We start from the raw sequence: 14,709 nt of genomic DNA, 5'->3' as shown, positions 1-14,709 counted from the left end.
TCAAACATTTTATTAAAGTGTTCGAATCCCTAAAAATTCCTTATTTTCCAGTTCAGAAAATGGGAGCGTTCATTACAGCTATAGGCACCGCCAATCCGGCCAATCAGTACCAGCAAAAGGATCTTGCACAATTCATGTGTGATCATCTGGATTTGGACGACGCCGAGCAAAAACGACTTAAGGTACTCTATCGAGCCACTGGCATTACTACGCGTCATTCTGTTCTGGATGATTACAAAAAGAAGAAGGGGTCTTTCACCTTCTACCCCAACCAGGACGGGACCACAGAGTTTCCATCTACGCATGCAAGGATGCAGACCTATCGCGACAAAGCCCTGCCTCTAGCTATATCAGCCGTCACTGAATGCCTCGGTGACCAACATCAGTTATCAGAATTTACTCACCTAATCACGGTAAGCTGCACGGGCATGTATGCACCAGGATTGGATGTGGATCTGGTCAAAGCACTCAATCTTTCGCCTACTATTCGGCGCAACAGCCTAAACTTTATGGGCTGCTATGCGGCTATGAATGCAATAGGTATTGGAAAGGATATTTGCGATAGTCATGGTCACGCTAAGGTGCTTATTGTAAGTGTTGAACTCTGCAGTATTCACTTGCAAAAAATGCAAACTGAAGACAACTTACTCGCGCATTCACTTTTTGCAGATGGGGCAGCTGCCTTGGTGATGTCCAGTATTGCTCGCCCTAATGAATCAGCATTGGCGATAAAACAAACTGCCAGTCAATTATTCATGCAAGGGAAAAATGATATGGCATGGCAAATTGGTGATTCTGGTTTTCAAATGGCGCTTACCGCATATGTTCCTGATATTATCGAAGGTGGAATCAAAAAGCTTACCGATCAGCTTTTGGAGCAAAGCAATCTTGACCTTTCTATGATTCATGCTTTTGCCATTCACCCTGGGGGGAAAAAAATACTTGAAGCCATTGAAAAGCAATTAGGGATCGCTAAATCTCAGAATGAGGTCGCCTATGATGTCCTCAGAAACTATGGCAATATGTCGTCGCCTACTATTCTTTTTGTTCTTAAAAGGGTATGGTCCAAGCTCGAAGATGAGCCCGACAAAAACATCCTTTCTTTTGCTTTCGGTCCTGGCCTGACCATGGAAAGTATATTATTCCAAACTATATGACATGTTGAAAAATCTTATCCAACGTTCGCTACAAGAAGAAATAATGGATGATTTTTTTTGCCAGGGGGAGGTGGTAGATCAGACTTTGAAAGAACTTCATCAGATCAATAATTATCTAGGTGGAGATCAGATCTCGCTACAAGCAGTTAAAAAATTAATCGCACAAAAACCACAACAAAACTATGAAATAGTAGATCTGGGTTGTGGGGGTGGAGATACCTTAAAGCTATTTTCCAACTGGGGTAAAAGAAAGAAAAAAAACCTCAATCTGATTGGGATAGATGCCAACGAATATATAATCGAATACGCTAAGAAAAATTGTCGGAAGAAACCTAATATCTCCTTCTTAGCAGAAAACATACTCAGCGATACCTTTAGAAATAGATCCTTCGATATTGCCCATGCAAGTCTTTTTCTACATCACCTACAAGAGGAGGAAATCGTCGAGTTGCTGAGGCAGCTAGTGAGCCAGGTACGTATTGGGGTTGTGATCAATGATCTGCACCGTCATTGGGTGTCCTATTTATTCACTAAGCATCTACTCACTCGTTGGTCTAAATCAGAAATGGTAAAATTTGATTCAGTATTGTCGGTAGCCAGATCATTTACCAAGGCCGAACTTGAACGTTATCTGAAGCTTGCTGAAATTGAAAATTACACCGTGCGATGGCGGTGGGCATACCGCTGGGAACTTATCATTTGGAAATAGGCTACTTTTTGATCCAGCGTACTTTTTTGTCGATGCTTTTTCTTTTGCCAATAGGCCACTTATCAGCTTTAGGTATGCCTATATATAAAAACCCCATTAAAAGATCCTTATCCCCAAGTTCAAAAAATGCTTTGGCTTTTTTGTCATAAGTGACCCCACCGGTACTCCAGTAGCAACCTACACCGTTGGCCGTAGCGGTCAGGTGCATATTTTGTACGGCCGCAGCCACCGCAGCAACCTCCTCCATCTTCGGAACTGATTTGTTTCTTTTCATCCCTATTGAAATAATATGAGAGCACATCAGGGGCTTCGATTTCAATTTTTTCAATCGGTCAGCGTCTGGCTTCTTGCCAGCAGACTTGAGATATCTCTCTGCCTGATAGTCTGCAAACGATTCAATGCCTTCATCACAAAATACAGTAAACCGCCAAGGCTCTGTCATTTTATGTGTCGGGGCCCAATTTGCATTTTCGAGCATTTCCATGATGACCTCATCAGCTACTCGCTCTCCAGAATAATTTTTTGGGAAAATAGATCTGCGATTTTTTATCAAATGCGAAACTTGTACCGGATCGAAAGTCATCTTTTCTGGGGGTTATAGTCTTATGCCTGCATATACCACACTGTCTTCTTTTACAGCTGGTAGCTGCAGTAGGTCGAGCCTCTCCTGCCAGACTAGTCGCACGGAGTCAAAAGCTTTGGTGTGGTCAGCAAGTATAGGCTCAGATGGAGGTAGCTCTACCTTGAGGGCATCGACTTGTACGCCATTCTTCCAGAACCGATAACAGAGGTGTGGGCCATTCGCCAACCCTGTGGAGCCCACAAATCCAATCGTTTGGCCTCTTTTTACTTTTCCACCATACTTTATTCCACTGGCTATTTTTGACATGTGCAGGTATTGTGTAGCGATGTTGCCGTTGTGTTGGATTTTTACAAAGTTGCCGTTGAACCGGTGGTACTTTGCAGCAATTATTTTACCATCAGCCACCGCTCTGATCGGTGTACCACGGGGGGCCGCATAGTCTGTTCCCAAATGTGCCTTGTATCGTTTCTGCACGGGATGATATCTTCGCCCAGTGTATCGGGAGCTAATTCGCGTAAAGCTCAACGGGGCCTTTAGAAATTCGCGTCTGAGGCTTTGCCCCTTTTCATCGAAATAGTCGCCTCCATTACCCTGATCATATCGAAAACCATAATAAGAATCACCTATGTGCTCAAAATATGCAGCCTTGATATCTCCTGTCCCTACTAGCTCGTCGTCTACATATTTTTCATCGTAGATGAGTTTATAGTTATCTCCTCTCTGAATGCCAAAAAAGTCGACTTGCCAGGCAAAAACATCTACTAATTTGTTGACCAGATCGGCCTGACCACCCGACTCGAGCAGGTCCACATAGAGAGAGGTATTGATCTCTCCGATCATCTCGACTTCTTTGAGAATGATCTCCTTGCTGGCCTGGTACATGCTGACTGAATCCTGAAAATCAATCACTACATAGTCTATAGAATTGGGCTGGTAGATAAAGTGTGTGGCTTCCTTCAAGCTATCTCCTTTGTAGAGCATGGAATACGCTTTCCCAGAAACAAATTTTCTAACGTCAAATACTGATTTAGACTTTTTGGCCACTTCATGAATTTTTTCATAAGGCACATTATAAGGCTTAAGAATATCGGCCAGATTCTGATTCCGTTTTATTTTGCCTTTGTCGATTTGTAAAGAGTCTACTACAATACCAAAATATTTTTTTGGTATATAGACTTCCACAGTATCTTCGACTGGGAGATCTACCAATTCAGACTGAGGAATGGGCTGATATAAAAATGCAAAATATATCAACGTTGGTATCAACCCGCCAATGAGCACAATGCCCCATCCCCACTTCCTCAAAAACTGCATATTTATCGGATCAATTTCTTTTTAAAAATTCTGCTTTAGCTTCATCTAAAAACCGTACAAAATTAGCAATTTCCAGGTCATATGCTTTGATCGGAGGGATCAACTCACCATCCGTATCCAATATCACATAATAAGGCTGAGCATTGTTATTGAACCTTGTGATTTGAAAATCTGCATTTTGTTTCCCTATCGATTTTTTTGTTTTTTGGTCATAGGAAGACTTATACCACTCAGATTCAGGAAGATCAGTTTTGTCATCTACATAGAGTGCCACTACCACAAAATCCTCCTTTAATCGCTTGAGCACCTGAGGATCGGACCAAACTCTGGCTTCCATCTCTCGACAGTTGACACATCCATGTCCTGTAAAATCAATAAACAAAGGTTTGTTTTGTTCTTTGGCGCAGGCCAAAGCCTGATCATAATCGAAATAACCTTGTATGCCATGAGGTAAATGTAGAAAATCAGCATACTTAGGCGCTTCGCAAATAGCGTTAGCCTCGGTCTGATTTGAAACACTCAAATCAAAATCCAGCGTGGTTTGCGGAGGTAGATATCCTGAAAGAGCCTTTAGCGGTGCGCCAAACATTCCTGGAATCAAGTAAACCACAAATGAAAAGGTAATGATAGCCAGAATCAATCCTCCCACTGATGTCTTTTCGTTTTTACTATCGTGCGGCATTTCAATTTTACCCAAGAGGTAAAAGCCCATCAGGGTAAAAATTACTATCCAAATAGCGAGATAAATTTCCCTATCCAGTAAGTTCCAATGATAAGCCTGGTCAGCAATACTCAAAAATTTGAACGCAAAGGCAAGCTCTAGAAATCCAAGGACCACCTTTACGCTATTTAACCATCCACCAGATTTAGGCAGATTGTTCATTAAGCTTGGAAACAAAGCAAATACAGTAAATGGTAAGGCAAATGCTAACGAGAAGGCGAACATCCCAAGGATAGGTTTCAGAATGAGTCCACCTGCAGACTCCACCAATATGGTACCTACTAATGGACCTGTACATGAAAAGGAGACGAGTACTAAAGTAAATGCCATAAAAAATACCCCTACCAAACCACCCTTATCTGCTTGTTTGTCCATATTGTTGACAAATCTGCTAGGCAGAGTAATTTCAAACAGGCCTAGAAATGACAATGCGAAGATGACGAATACGGCAAAGAAGATGACATTTGGCAACCAGTTGGTGGCCAGCTCATTGGCAGTCTCTGGACCCATAAAAGGAGCCAGCAATGAGCCAATCAGCGTATAGATGATGATAATCGATAGCCCATATGAAATTCCAAGTCCTTTTGATTTTTTTCCAGTAAAAAAACTTACGGTCATAGGTATCATTGGAAACACGCAAGGGGTAAAGATTGCAGCTATTCCTGCCAAAAATGCCGCGATCATAAAAGCCCATAGACTGTAAGGGTCATTTACATCTCTTTGCTCAAGAAGAGCCTTTTTTTCAACTTTGCTTACTGATGCATTGTCACTGGTGCGATCATTCTCGCTGCCAGTACCAGAGCCCAGGAGCTTTCCAAAATCAAATTCATCATCAAATGGAATACATTTTCCATCCACATCGGTACAAACCTGATAGGCATAACTGCCTTTTATTTCAGGATTTTTTGATAGAAGCTTTATTTTCTGAACAAACTTGGCTGTATGTCGAAAATAGGTATACTCACCCTCCCATAAGTCATCGTACTTTCTTTTCGCACCGATTGGCATCAATGAATCAACCAATTGGTAGCTGCCATGGGGAACAAACTCGAATTCGGTAACCATGGGCCCAAGGTTGGGGTCAAAATCGGTCGAATACAGGTACCAATCATCATCTATGGTTACGTTGAATATCAAATCGACTTCGTCTCCAACTGTAGCTGCAGAGTCTGATACTTCTATAGACCACTTAGCTGGTTCGAGAATTTGAGCCCAGCTTTGTGTATTTAATACTAAGAGGGCAACCGCAATTATCTTTTTCATTTCCTTAGATGTGTTGTCAAAGCATGTAATCGAAAACCATACATGAAAGGTTTGATTAAACTCTACAATTCGAAAGCCTGCTTCACCTGATCTACGTAATCCAGTTTTTCCCAAGTGAAAGTCTCTACCTCCATTTCCGTGTTTCCAGCTGGGCTACTAAACGCTACCGTTTTTATCTCTGGAGTTCTTCCCATATGTCCATAGGCCGCTGTCTCAGAGTAGATAGGATTCATCAATTTCAATCTTCTTATTAGTGCTGCCGGCCGCATATCGAAGATTTCAGAAATTTTCCTGGCTATCTCGCCATCATTCATATCTACTTTAGATGTCCCATAGGTGTTTACAAAGATGCCCATTGGCTCGGATACGCCGATCGCGTAGGATACTTGTACAAGAATCTCGTCAGCTACACCAGCTGCCACGAGGTTTTTTGCTATGTGGCGTGTGGCATAAGCCGCAGATCTATCCACCTTAGAAGGATCTTTTCCTGAGAAGGCTCCTCCTCCGTGCGCACCTTTGCCACCGTAGGTATCTACGATTATTTTTCTACCTGTCAAACCTGTATCTCCATGAGGACCACCAATAACAAACTTACCGGTTGGGTTGATATGATATTTGATATCGTTATTGAATAATGCCTGAATCTCGGGTTTCAGTTGAGATTTGACTCTAGGCACCAGCGTGTTGATAATATCAGCTTTGATTTTTGCCAACATCTCAGCTTCTTCGGCAAAATCGTCATGCTGCGTAGAGACCACGATGGCGTCAATTCTGACCGGTTTGTTATCATCATCATATTCTATTGTTACTTGGGACTTGGCATCTGGTCTCAAATAATTGATAACGTCATTTTCTCGTCTAAGCTTAGATAGCTCTATCAAAAGCATATGAGACAGCTGCAAGGCCAGCGGCATATAATTTTCCGTCTCATTAGTAGCATAGCCAAACATCATACCCTGATCGCCAGCACCTTGCTCCTCTTCGCTTGCTCTCACTACTCCTTGATTAATATCAGGAGACTGCTCGTGAATGGCCGAAATCACACCACAGGATTTTCCGTCGAACTGATATTCTCCTTTTGTATATCCTATTCGGTTGATTACTTCTCTTGCCACTTGTTGGACATCCACATAAGAGTTGGTCTTCACTTCTCCACTCAAAACGGTCAGCCCTGTAGTAACCAAAGTTTCGCAAGCCACCTTTGACTCATTATCGAAAGCCAGGAAGTGGTCTAATAGTGCATCTGAGATTTGATCAGCTACTTTGTCTGGGTGTCCTTCTGATACAGACTCGGAAGTAAATAGATAAGGCATATAATATTGATATTTCTAATTTGAAGTCGGCAAATTTAGGCCAAATGATTTTCATCTGAAAACTAGCCTAGAATCCTCACGCATAAAGCGAAAAAATGGTTGGTGTTTTATGAAGATTAATTTTTTCTTTCTTCCATTCAAAGATAGGCTTCGTTGCTATCATTTCTTCGCTACCAGTGATTCCTTTTGCCACAGATAGCAAAGTGTTTGGGTGACATGCACTCAAAAGATGATCGAAGAGTTTTTGATTGCGATACGGAGTGTCCATAAAAATCTGAGTCTGGCGAAGACGCACGGCTGCTTCCTCCATAGATTTTATTTTGGTCTCGCGTTCTCTCTTATCAATAGGAACATATCCATGAAAAACAAAGGATTGCCCATTGAATCCAGATCCCATTAGTGCCATAAAAATGGACGAAGGTCCACTCAGCGGCACTACTCTCAGTCCTTGTTTATGTGCTACAGCTGCTGCTACAGCCCCAGGGTCAGCTATACCCGGGCAGCCTGACTCGGAAAGTATTCCTATATTTTTGTCTCCAGCTTGTACAAAATATTCTGCTACTTGCTCAGGCTTTGTTTTTCTATCCAACACTTCAAAAGTCAACTCCTCTATAGTCAAACCCAACCTGAGCTTACTGATAAATCTTCGTGCCGTTCTTACGTTTTCAACCAAAAAATAATCGAGAGATTTAATTGTTCTCTTGACTTCTTCGCTGATTACCGCCTCTTCTGTGTCTTCAGCGATTACCATTGGGATCAGATATATTTTTCTTTGATTCATGAAAGGAAGTTGATTACGTGCTGATAAAATTCATTTGGCTTTTCAGCGTGGAGCCAGTGTCCCGCTCCAATGATAGTTTCCAATTTTGCGTTAGGAAATATTTCTTCTATGCCATCCCACTCCTCGTCCAGTATATAATCTGAAGCTCCACCTCTTATAAATAGTGTATCTGTTTCAATTGGTAAATGATAAGAAAGTGCCTGGCCAACCTCCTCTATTTTGTCTGCGAGGACAGGTAAATTCATTTTCCAGGCAAATCCGCTGTTTGTTCTTTTCAAGTTTTTCAATAGAAATACTCGGGTGCTTTCAACAGCAACATATTTCGAGAGAATCTCGTCCGCCGCCTGTCTGGATTCTATATCGTTTACAGGAATTGATTGTAAGCCTTCCAGTATCTGATCATGGTGCACAGGATAAGCCTTCGGGCCAATGTCGGCCACTATGAGTTTGTCAATCTTTTGAGGATGGTATGCTGCATATTGCATTACAGTTTTACCCCCCATCGAGTGACCCAACAAGATGGGATCATTCAACTCAAGCTGATCGATAAGGTTTTCAAGATCGCTCACCATCTCATCATAGTTAAATGCTGCAGAGTGAAACGATTTCCCATGATTTCTTTGATCAACTAATATGACATCATAAGATTTTGCGAATTGCTTGCCCAAAGTCTGCCAATTATCTAGAGAACCAAGAAAGCCATGTAGAATCACAAGCGGTTGACCAGCCCCGAACCTTTTATAGTTTAAGCTTTCCATCTAGACCAGTTGTCTTTTATAGCGCTGAATTGAATTTTCCAACCCAAGATAAAGAGCGTCGCAAACTAGGGCATGACCAATAGAAACCTCATCCAAAAATGGAATTTGTTGCTTTAGGTAATGTAGATTTTTCAGATCAAGGTCATGACCAGCATTGACACCCATGCCTAAATCTTTAGCCAATCTTGCTGTATTGGCATATGAACGTATAGCATCTTCTCGATCCGAATGATATTGACTGGCATAAGCCTCAGTGTACAATTCTATCCGATCCGCTCCTACTTTGGCTGCTCCTTCGATTCTTTCCGGTATTGGATCAATGAATATTGAAACTCTCACTCCTGCCAGTTTTATCCTGGCAATCACCTCTTTGAGAAATTCTTCATGCTCGATGGTATCCCATCCCGCATTGGACGTGAGTACCTCCGGTGGGTCAGGCACCAGTGTTGCCTGGGCAGGCTTCACTTCTTCTATTATTTTTAGAAATCGCTCATCTGGGTATCCCTCTATATTGTACTCTGTGGTCACCACCTTTTTTAGATTAAACACATCGTCAGTGGTAATATGACGTTCATCCGGTCTCGGATGTACGGTAATACCTTCTGCTCCAAATTTTTCGCAATCCCTTACTACCTGCTCCAGATCAGGGTTATTCCCGCCTCGCGCATTACGAAGGGTCGCGAATTTGTTTACGTTCACGCTCAGTTTTGTCATACTAGATATACGAGCCTATTGTAACTTAGGCCGATCGTTGGGTTAGAATTCTTTCTGATTAAATTTGCCGCAAAAATAATCAATTCACGGATTAAAGAAACCAAGAAGATGAGCTTGAAAAACCAAATAAATGCCGATATAAAAACTGCCATGCTGGCCAAAGAAAAAGAGAAACTGACAGCATTGAGAGCAATCAAATCAATGATTCTTCTAGCCGAAACGGAAAAAGGAGCGTCTGAAGAACTCACAAATGATGCTGAGCTGAAGCTTTTGATGAAAGCTGCCAAGCAGCGCAAGGATTCGGTTGACTTATTTCGTGAACAGGGACGAGACGACCTTGCAGATAAGGAACAGGGTGAATTAGACGTAATTAGCCAATACTTACCAAAACAGCTTTCGGAAGAGGAGTTGACCGTAGAATTGCAAAAAGTAATAGATCAAGTCGGCGCATCAGGACCACAGGACATGGGAAAAGTAATGGGAGTCGCTACCAAAGCGCTGGATGGAAAATCAGATGGAAAAACCATCTCAACGATTATCAAGAAGCTCTTATCATAGGTGAATACCATTGACATTGCCATATTAATTTTCTTACTCATCGGAGCCTATACGGGGTTCAGGAAGGGGATGTTGATGGAATTAATCTCTCTAATCGCTTTTTTTATTGCTCTAATTGCAGGCATCAAGTTGCTGGATTGGGGAATAGCAATATTGGAGAACTACATTGAAGGGTATGATTCACTCTTACCGATTATAGCATTCAGTATTATTTTTATTGGTATAATAATAGCCCTGAATTTACTTGGTAAAATGGTCAAGAAAATACTTGATCTTACCTTACTTGGAAGTGTGGATGATATAATTGGCAGTATCATCGGAATAGTGAAATGGGCATTGTTTATCAGTATTTTTATCTGGATATTTGAATCATTTGGAGGAAGAATCAGCGAAGAAGCCACTCAGGGCAGTATGCTATTTGATCCTGTAGCAGTTTTAGCTCCGAAGTTATTCGACATGCTCTCGGCCTTCTTTCCGTATTTTATGGACTTTTTCGAACAATCGAAAGAATTGGTAAAACAACAAGAACTTAATGCCTGATTCATTAGAATTTAATATATTATACCTAATATTAGTAAAACAATAATTTGAGAATGCTATCATTACCCAAGATCAAAGAGGAAGGCGAGTTTACCTACATCGAAGAAGGCGAAGGCAAAGTATTGCTATTGCTACATGGATTATTTGGTGCACTTAGTAACTGGGAAGCGGTAGTCAATAGATTTTCTAGTGAGTTTAAAGTCGTAATTCCCATGTTGCCTATTTATGAGCTTCCAGTTAGAGAAACGGGATTAACAAAACTGACCGAGTTTTGTGAATCGTTTATCGATTACAGGGGTTATGACAATTTTGATATCATGGGAAACTCGCTTGGTGGGCATGTCGCACTTATGTATGCACTTAAACATCCAGATAAAGTAGACAGAATGATTCTGACAGGTAGCTCAGGATTATTTGAAAACTCCATGGGAGGTTCTTACCCCAAGCGAGGCAATTATGCTTATATAGAAGAAAAAGTTAGATACACCTTCTATGATCCGAATACCGCCACTAAGGAATATATTGATGAGATTTTTGAAACCACCAATGATGTACCTAAATGCTTGCGCATCATCGCAATGGCTAAATCAGCACAGCGCAATAACTTGGCAGACGAACTTCATAAAATCGAAAACGAAACGCTTCTAATTTGGGGTCTCAACGATACCATTACCCCTCCACGGGTCGGACACGACTTCAACCGTCTCATTAAAAATTCAACCTTACGATTCATAGATGAGTGCTGTCATGCCCCCATGATGGAGCAGCCAGAAAAATTCAATGATATTGTGGCAGAATTTTTGAGCGTAAAGGTACCTGCATGAGAGCGAAAGACTTAATAAATTATACAATCCCACCTCTTAAGCCTTCTGACAGCATAGAGAAGGCTCAGGATTGGATGAGCGAATTTCACGTTCATGAGCTCCCCATTGTCACCGATGGAGACTTCTTGGGGTTTTTTAATGAAAATTTGCTATTTGATCATTTTACGGGTGCAGAAAAAATAGAAGACTATCAGTATATAGGAACCAGTCTTTACGTAGATCAAAACGAGCACTACTACGAACTACTTAAGAAGGCCTATGAGGCAAGCTCAAATTTGGTCGCGGTACTCGACGAAAATGAAAAATATCTGGGCGCTGTCACCATACAAGATGTGGTAGAGGCCTTCTCCAAAATGTCATCCATCCATAGTCCAGGTACTATCATCGTTTTGTCGATGATGCAAGCTGACTATTCGATGACCGAACTTAGCCGAATAATAGAATCTGAGGGAGGGAAAATACTCAGTAGTTTTGTTGAGGATAATGAGCAACAACCTGGAAAAATCCGGGTGACCATCAAGCTCAATTTGGAAAATGGATCTGTGGTAATATCCTCTCTTGAGCGTTTTGGCTATACTATAAGTTCTATCTTTGGCAAAGGTGATGAAGAGCTGATCGAAAAAGAAAGGCTTGATACGCTGATGAGATACCTCAAGGTTTAAAAATTAAATTAATGAGAATAGCACTTCATGGAAGAAGATTCTCCAAAGAATCTTTCCCATACGTTGAAACTATCGCCAAAAAATTGCTCGATAACAATCATGAAGTTTTCATCACTGATATCTGCGCAAAAGAAAACAAACCAGAAGCGCAAGCTTACCTGAATTCACACCCAGAAGTAAAAGTATTAGAGACCCTCGACTCCGTTGATTTCTTCTTTAGCCTAGGTGGAGATGGCACACTGCTGGAAACAGTATCTATAGTAGGCGCTCTGGAAATACCCATACTAGGGATCAATCTGGGCACAATGGGATTCCTGGCTACAACAGCAAAAAATGATATCGAAAATGCATTGAATCTTTTTTTCGATGGGAAATACGAGTTAGAACAGCGTACATTGATCAATTTGACCAGTGAGGCAAATTTGTTCAAAGGAAAGAAATTTGCACTGAATGAAGTCGCCATTATCAAACGGGATACCTCTTCTATGATTATCGTTCGATGCTATATAGATGGTGAATTTGTGAACACCTACTGGGCCGACGGATTGATGGTGTCCACTCCTACGGGCTCTACTGGATACTCATTAAGCTGTGGAGGGCCATTAATGCACTCGCAATCTGCCAGTTTTATCATTACGCCCGTAAGCCCACACAATTTAAACGTGAGGCCTTTAGTAGTCTCTGACTCAAGCGAAATAACTCTTGAAATCGAAGGTAAAGGCCGATCCTTTTTAATTTCCTTAGACTCACGGTCTCATACCGTGAATAGTGCGGTTAAAATTTCACTAACAAAAGCACCTTTTTCAGCTAAACTTGTTAAAATATCAGGTTCCAATTTTTTTGATACGCTGCGGAATAAGCTAAATTGGGGACAAGACGTTAGGAATTAGAAGTTAAAAGCAATAATTTTAGCGTTGAATTAAATTGCGCCTAATTATACATTAAAGAGATTTTTGGTCGTTTGATTATTGGAAATGCGTAAAAATTTATTAATCACATTTATTCTGCTGCTAGTAATATCCTGCACTACTGATTCCTATGGTCAGAAGCGACGCTATGGTTATAACAAAAGCAAGAACAAAAAATATTCCAATTATAGTGGTGGTAGGACCAGTTATAAAGGAGTAGGAAATACCAAATATTGGACAGTAGGCTTTAGTCTCAATGCCATGAACTACTTTGGTGATTTATCACCTACGCCTAAGAAACTCAGTACCGATTTGAGTTTCACTCGAGCCGGATTTGGCGTCACTGGTTCCAGAATGGTATATCCTGGGATTTTCTTAAGACTTGGTTATAATTTTGGCTCGATTAAGGGCGATGACTTCTCAGCTGCAGATCCGACAGGCGACAATAGTTCACGAGGGAGATATGCTAGAAACCTGCATTTCAAAAACAACATTCACGAACTATCTATAGGGTTTGAGGCTGATTTGATTCCAAACAATGGTGGAGCCAGAGGTAGATTTCCAATCAACCCATACATGTTTGTAGGCGTAGCTGTATTTTCGCACGCTCCAAAAGCTATTGCCCCTGCAACCGATCAGGCCGGTACTGTTCTTGAACAAGCCGGAGAGTGGGTCGACTTAAGGGATTTGGGCACCGAAGGTCAACAACTGGACACTACGGGCTTATCCCCTTATGGTAAATTCAGTTTTGCAATTCCGGTTGGTCTGGGCGTCAAAGTCAGACTGCCTGGCAACTTTGATTTAAATGTAGAAGTAGGATTGAGAAAGCTGTTCACCGACTATATCGACGATGTAAGTGGTAACTATGTTGACTTGGCCTTGTTCGATGACCCATTGGCCAGAGCGATGTCTGAAAGAGGAGGCGAAGCGATTGCTGCTATGGAAGGTGAGACTCGAGATACTCAATATTACAATGCCGCCGATTGGGCCGGCTACTACGTGGGTGAGAATTACAGTCCGACTGGCGAAAGCCCGCGTGGTGGATCTTCCGACAACGACATGTACCTTGTTACTCAACTTAGATTGGTCTACATATTTGATCAAAAAGGCGTGACCAGGGGGAAGTTTAGATAATCATTTCCTATTTGAAGAAATTCATCCATCATACGATTCAAAAAAAATTGCCGATTTTATCGGCTTTTCTTTTGATACATATGATAAGTTTAGGTCAAAAAACTGAATTTGGATTAGGCATAGGTGGGGTAAGTTATGCAGGTGATTTGTACAGAGGGTATGAATTTCTCAATCAAAGTCCGGGAATTCAGGGAATATACAGAATCAACATTGAAAAAGATGTCAGCTTTAAAATCGCCTTGCTCTATGGGAAAGTATCAGGTGATGATGACAATCCATTTGATGCACTGGGTGAAATCCGAAACGCATCTTTCAGCAGAACTTTTCTAGAAGCATCAGCCTCTTTTGAATATCATTTCCTTGACTACAAAAATAAAAACTCAACGATTAAGTGGTCTCCCTACTTCTTTGCCGGTTTCGGACTCACCAAATTTTTGAATTTGGACGCACAAAACGACAGTTTTAGCAGCCTGCAACCCGTATTGCCTTTTGGTGGTGGTATCAAACATCTGATCGGTAAACAATTTAGTATGGCAGTAGAATTTGGGGCTCGAAAGACCTTTTTTGACCAGCTGGATGGCATTTCAGATGGAGACGTTTTCGACAAAACAAACACCCAATTTGGTAATCCCAACGACAAAGATTGGTATCATTTTTTCGGGATATCAATCTCCTATCTCATTTATAAAATCCCTTGCCAGTATAAGTACGTTCCAAACAATTCTCTGTACAAATAATTAAATCCATCATAAATTCCTTTTGACTAAAAA

The 14,709-nt window shown here is 41.3% G+C and carries 16 protein-coding genes; 9 read left to right on the top strand and 7 right to left on the bottom strand.

Annotated features, from left to right (window positions below):
- Window positions 1-17: 17 nt before the first annotated feature.
- Both ABJF11_RS10055 and ABJF11_RS10050 read left to right on the top strand, forming a co-directional pair.
- Complete coding sequence (locus tag ABJF11_RS10055) at window positions 18-1,157, top strand: type III polyketide synthase (RefSeq protein ID WP_348119709.1); 1,140 nt, start codon at window positions 18-20, stop codon at window positions 1,155-1,157.
- Between the two features lies 1 nt (window position 1,158).
- Window positions 1,159-1,866 (top strand): methyltransferase domain-containing protein, encoded by a 708-nt coding sequence (locus ABJF11_RS10050; RefSeq protein WP_348119708.1) that lies wholly within the window; start codon window positions 1,159-1,161, stop codon window positions 1,864-1,866.
- A 1-nt stretch (window position 1,867) separates the two neighbouring features.
- Here ABJF11_RS10050 and ABJF11_RS10045 read toward each other — a convergent pair whose 3' ends face one another.
- The 7 genes from ABJF11_RS10045 to ABJF11_RS10015 form a co-directional block, all read right to left on the bottom strand.
- Window positions 1,868-2,449 carry a nitroreductase gene (locus tag ABJF11_RS10045; protein ID WP_348119707.1) on the bottom strand — a complete coding sequence of 194 codons (582 nt, stop codon included), beginning with the start codon at window positions 2,447-2,449 and terminating at the stop codon, window positions 1,868-1,870.
- A gap of 12 nt (window positions 2,450-2,461) precedes the next feature.
- Window positions 2,462-3,763, bottom strand: coding sequence for a peptidoglycan DD-metalloendopeptidase family protein (locus tag ABJF11_RS10040; RefSeq protein ID WP_348119706.1), 1,302 nt, complete (start codon window positions 3,761-3,763; stop codon window positions 2,462-2,464).
- A gap of 10 nt (window positions 3,764-3,773) precedes the next feature.
- A complete protein-coding gene (locus ABJF11_RS10035; RefSeq protein WP_348119705.1) occupies window positions 3,774-5,747 on the bottom strand; it encodes a thioredoxin family protein in 1,974 nt (657 codons plus the stop codon).
- 62 nt (window positions 5,748-5,809) lie between these two features.
- On the bottom strand, window positions 5,810-7,060 hold the full coding sequence (gene metK, locus ABJF11_RS10030; RefSeq protein WP_348119704.1) for a methionine adenosyltransferase: 1,251 nt from the start codon (window positions 7,058-7,060) through the stop codon (window positions 5,810-5,812).
- 76 nt (window positions 7,061-7,136) lie between these two features.
- Window positions 7,137-7,841 carry an SAM-dependent methyltransferase gene (locus ABJF11_RS10025; RefSeq protein WP_348119703.1) on the bottom strand — a complete coding sequence of 235 codons (705 nt, stop codon included), beginning with the start codon at window positions 7,839-7,841 and terminating at the stop codon, window positions 7,137-7,139.
- Window positions 7,838-8,599, bottom strand: coding sequence for an alpha/beta fold hydrolase (locus tag ABJF11_RS10020; RefSeq protein WP_348119702.1), 762 nt, complete (start codon window positions 8,597-8,599; stop codon window positions 7,838-7,840). The genes ABJF11_RS10025 and ABJF11_RS10020 overlap by 4 nt, the downstream gene beginning before the upstream one ends.
- A complete protein-coding gene (locus ABJF11_RS10015) occupies window positions 8,600-9,313 on the bottom strand; it encodes a pyridoxine 5'-phosphate synthase (RefSeq protein ID WP_348119701.1) in 714 nt (237 codons plus the stop codon).
- Window positions 9,314-9,421: 108 nt separating this feature from the next.
- Between ABJF11_RS10015 and ABJF11_RS10010 the strand changes: the two genes are divergently transcribed.
- From ABJF11_RS10010 to ABJF11_RS09980, 7 genes are all read left to right on the top strand, one after another.
- Window positions 9,422-9,871 carry a GatB/YqeY domain-containing protein gene (locus ABJF11_RS10010; protein WP_348119700.1) on the top strand — a complete coding sequence of 150 codons (450 nt, stop codon included), beginning with the start codon at window positions 9,422-9,424 and terminating at the stop codon, window positions 9,869-9,871.
- The gene (locus ABJF11_RS10005) at window positions 9,872-10,411 is read left to right on the top strand and encodes a CvpA family protein (RefSeq protein WP_348119699.1); all 540 of its coding nucleotides are present in this window, start codon (window positions 9,872-9,874) and stop codon (window positions 10,409-10,411) included.
- Window positions 10,412-10,464: 53 nt separating this feature from the next.
- Window positions 10,465-11,235: an alpha/beta hydrolase gene (locus ABJF11_RS10000; protein ID WP_348119698.1), complete on the top strand. Its 771-nt coding sequence runs from the start codon at window positions 10,465-10,467 to the stop codon at window positions 11,233-11,235.
- Entirely contained in the window at window positions 11,232-11,897 is a 666-nt protein-coding gene (locus tag ABJF11_RS09995; protein ID WP_348119697.1) for a CBS domain-containing protein, read from the top strand. Before ABJF11_RS10000 ends, ABJF11_RS09995 begins: the two co-directional genes overlap by 4 nt.
- Window positions 11,898-11,908: 11 nt before the next feature.
- Complete coding sequence (locus ABJF11_RS09990; protein ID WP_348119695.1) at window positions 11,909-12,787, top strand: NAD kinase; 879 nt, start codon at window positions 11,909-11,911, stop codon at window positions 12,785-12,787.
- Between the two features lie 84 nt (window positions 12,788-12,871).
- Complete coding sequence (locus ABJF11_RS09985; protein ID WP_348119693.1) at window positions 12,872-13,939, top strand: DUF6089 family protein; 1,068 nt, start codon at window positions 12,872-12,874, stop codon at window positions 13,937-13,939.
- Window positions 13,940-13,950: 11 nt separating this feature from the next.
- A complete protein-coding gene (locus ABJF11_RS09980) occupies window positions 13,951-14,676 on the top strand; it encodes a DUF6089 family protein (protein WP_348119691.1) in 726 nt (241 codons plus the stop codon).
- Window positions 14,677-14,709: the final 33 nt, after the last annotated feature.

It is taken from the genome of Reichenbachiella sp. (assembly GCF_039941815.1).
Classification (GTDB): Bacteria; Bacteroidota; Bacteroidia; order Cytophagales; family Cyclobacteriaceae; genus Reichenbachiella.
This window is presented reverse-complemented; position numbering and strand designations above follow the sequence as displayed.

Bases quoted from the DNA above. Each gene is read 5' to 3' on its own strand.
- ABJF11_RS10050 (WP_348119708.1), top strand. From the start codon at position 1,159: ATGTTGAAAAATCTTATCCAACGTTCGCTACAAGAAGAAATAATGGAT.
- ABJF11_RS10045 (WP_348119707.1), bottom strand. From the start codon at position 2,449: ATGACTTTCGATCCGGTACAAGTTTCGCATTTGATAAAAAATCGCAGA.
- ABJF11_RS10040 (WP_348119706.1), bottom strand. From the start codon at position 3,763: ATGCAGTTTTTGAGGAAGTGGGGATGGGGCATTGTGCTCATTGGCGGG.
- ABJF11_RS10035 (WP_348119705.1), bottom strand. From the start codon at position 5,747: ATGAAAAAGATAATTGCGGTTGCCCTCTTAGTATTAAATACACAAAGC.
- metK (WP_348119704.1), bottom strand. From the start codon at position 7,060: ATGCCTTATCTATTTACTTCCGAGTCTGTATCAGAAGGACACCCAGAC.
- ABJF11_RS10025 (WP_348119703.1), bottom strand. From the start codon at position 7,841: ATGAATCAAAGAAAAATATATCTGATCCCAATGGTAATCGCTGAAGAC.
- ABJF11_RS10020 (WP_348119702.1), bottom strand. From the start codon at position 8,599: ATGGAAAGCTTAAACTATAAAAGGTTCGGGGCTGGTCAACCGCTTGTG.
- ABJF11_RS10015 (WP_348119701.1), bottom strand. From the start codon at position 9,313: ATGACAAAACTGAGCGTGAACGTAAACAAATTCGCGACCCTTCGTAAT.
- ABJF11_RS10010 (WP_348119700.1), top strand. From the start codon at position 9,422: ATGAGCTTGAAAAACCAAATAAATGCCGATATAAAAACTGCCATGCTG.
- ABJF11_RS10000 (WP_348119698.1), top strand. From the start codon at position 10,465: ATGCTATCATTACCCAAGATCAAAGAGGAAGGCGAGTTTACCTACATC.
- ABJF11_RS09995 (WP_348119697.1), top strand. From the start codon at position 11,232: ATGAGAGCGAAAGACTTAATAAATTATACAATCCCACCTCTTAAGCCT.
- ABJF11_RS09990 (WP_348119695.1), top strand. From the start codon at position 11,909: ATGAGAATAGCACTTCATGGAAGAAGATTCTCCAAAGAATCTTTCCCA.
- ABJF11_RS09985 (WP_348119693.1), top strand. From the start codon at position 12,872: ATGCGTAAAAATTTATTAATCACATTTATTCTGCTGCTAGTAATATCC.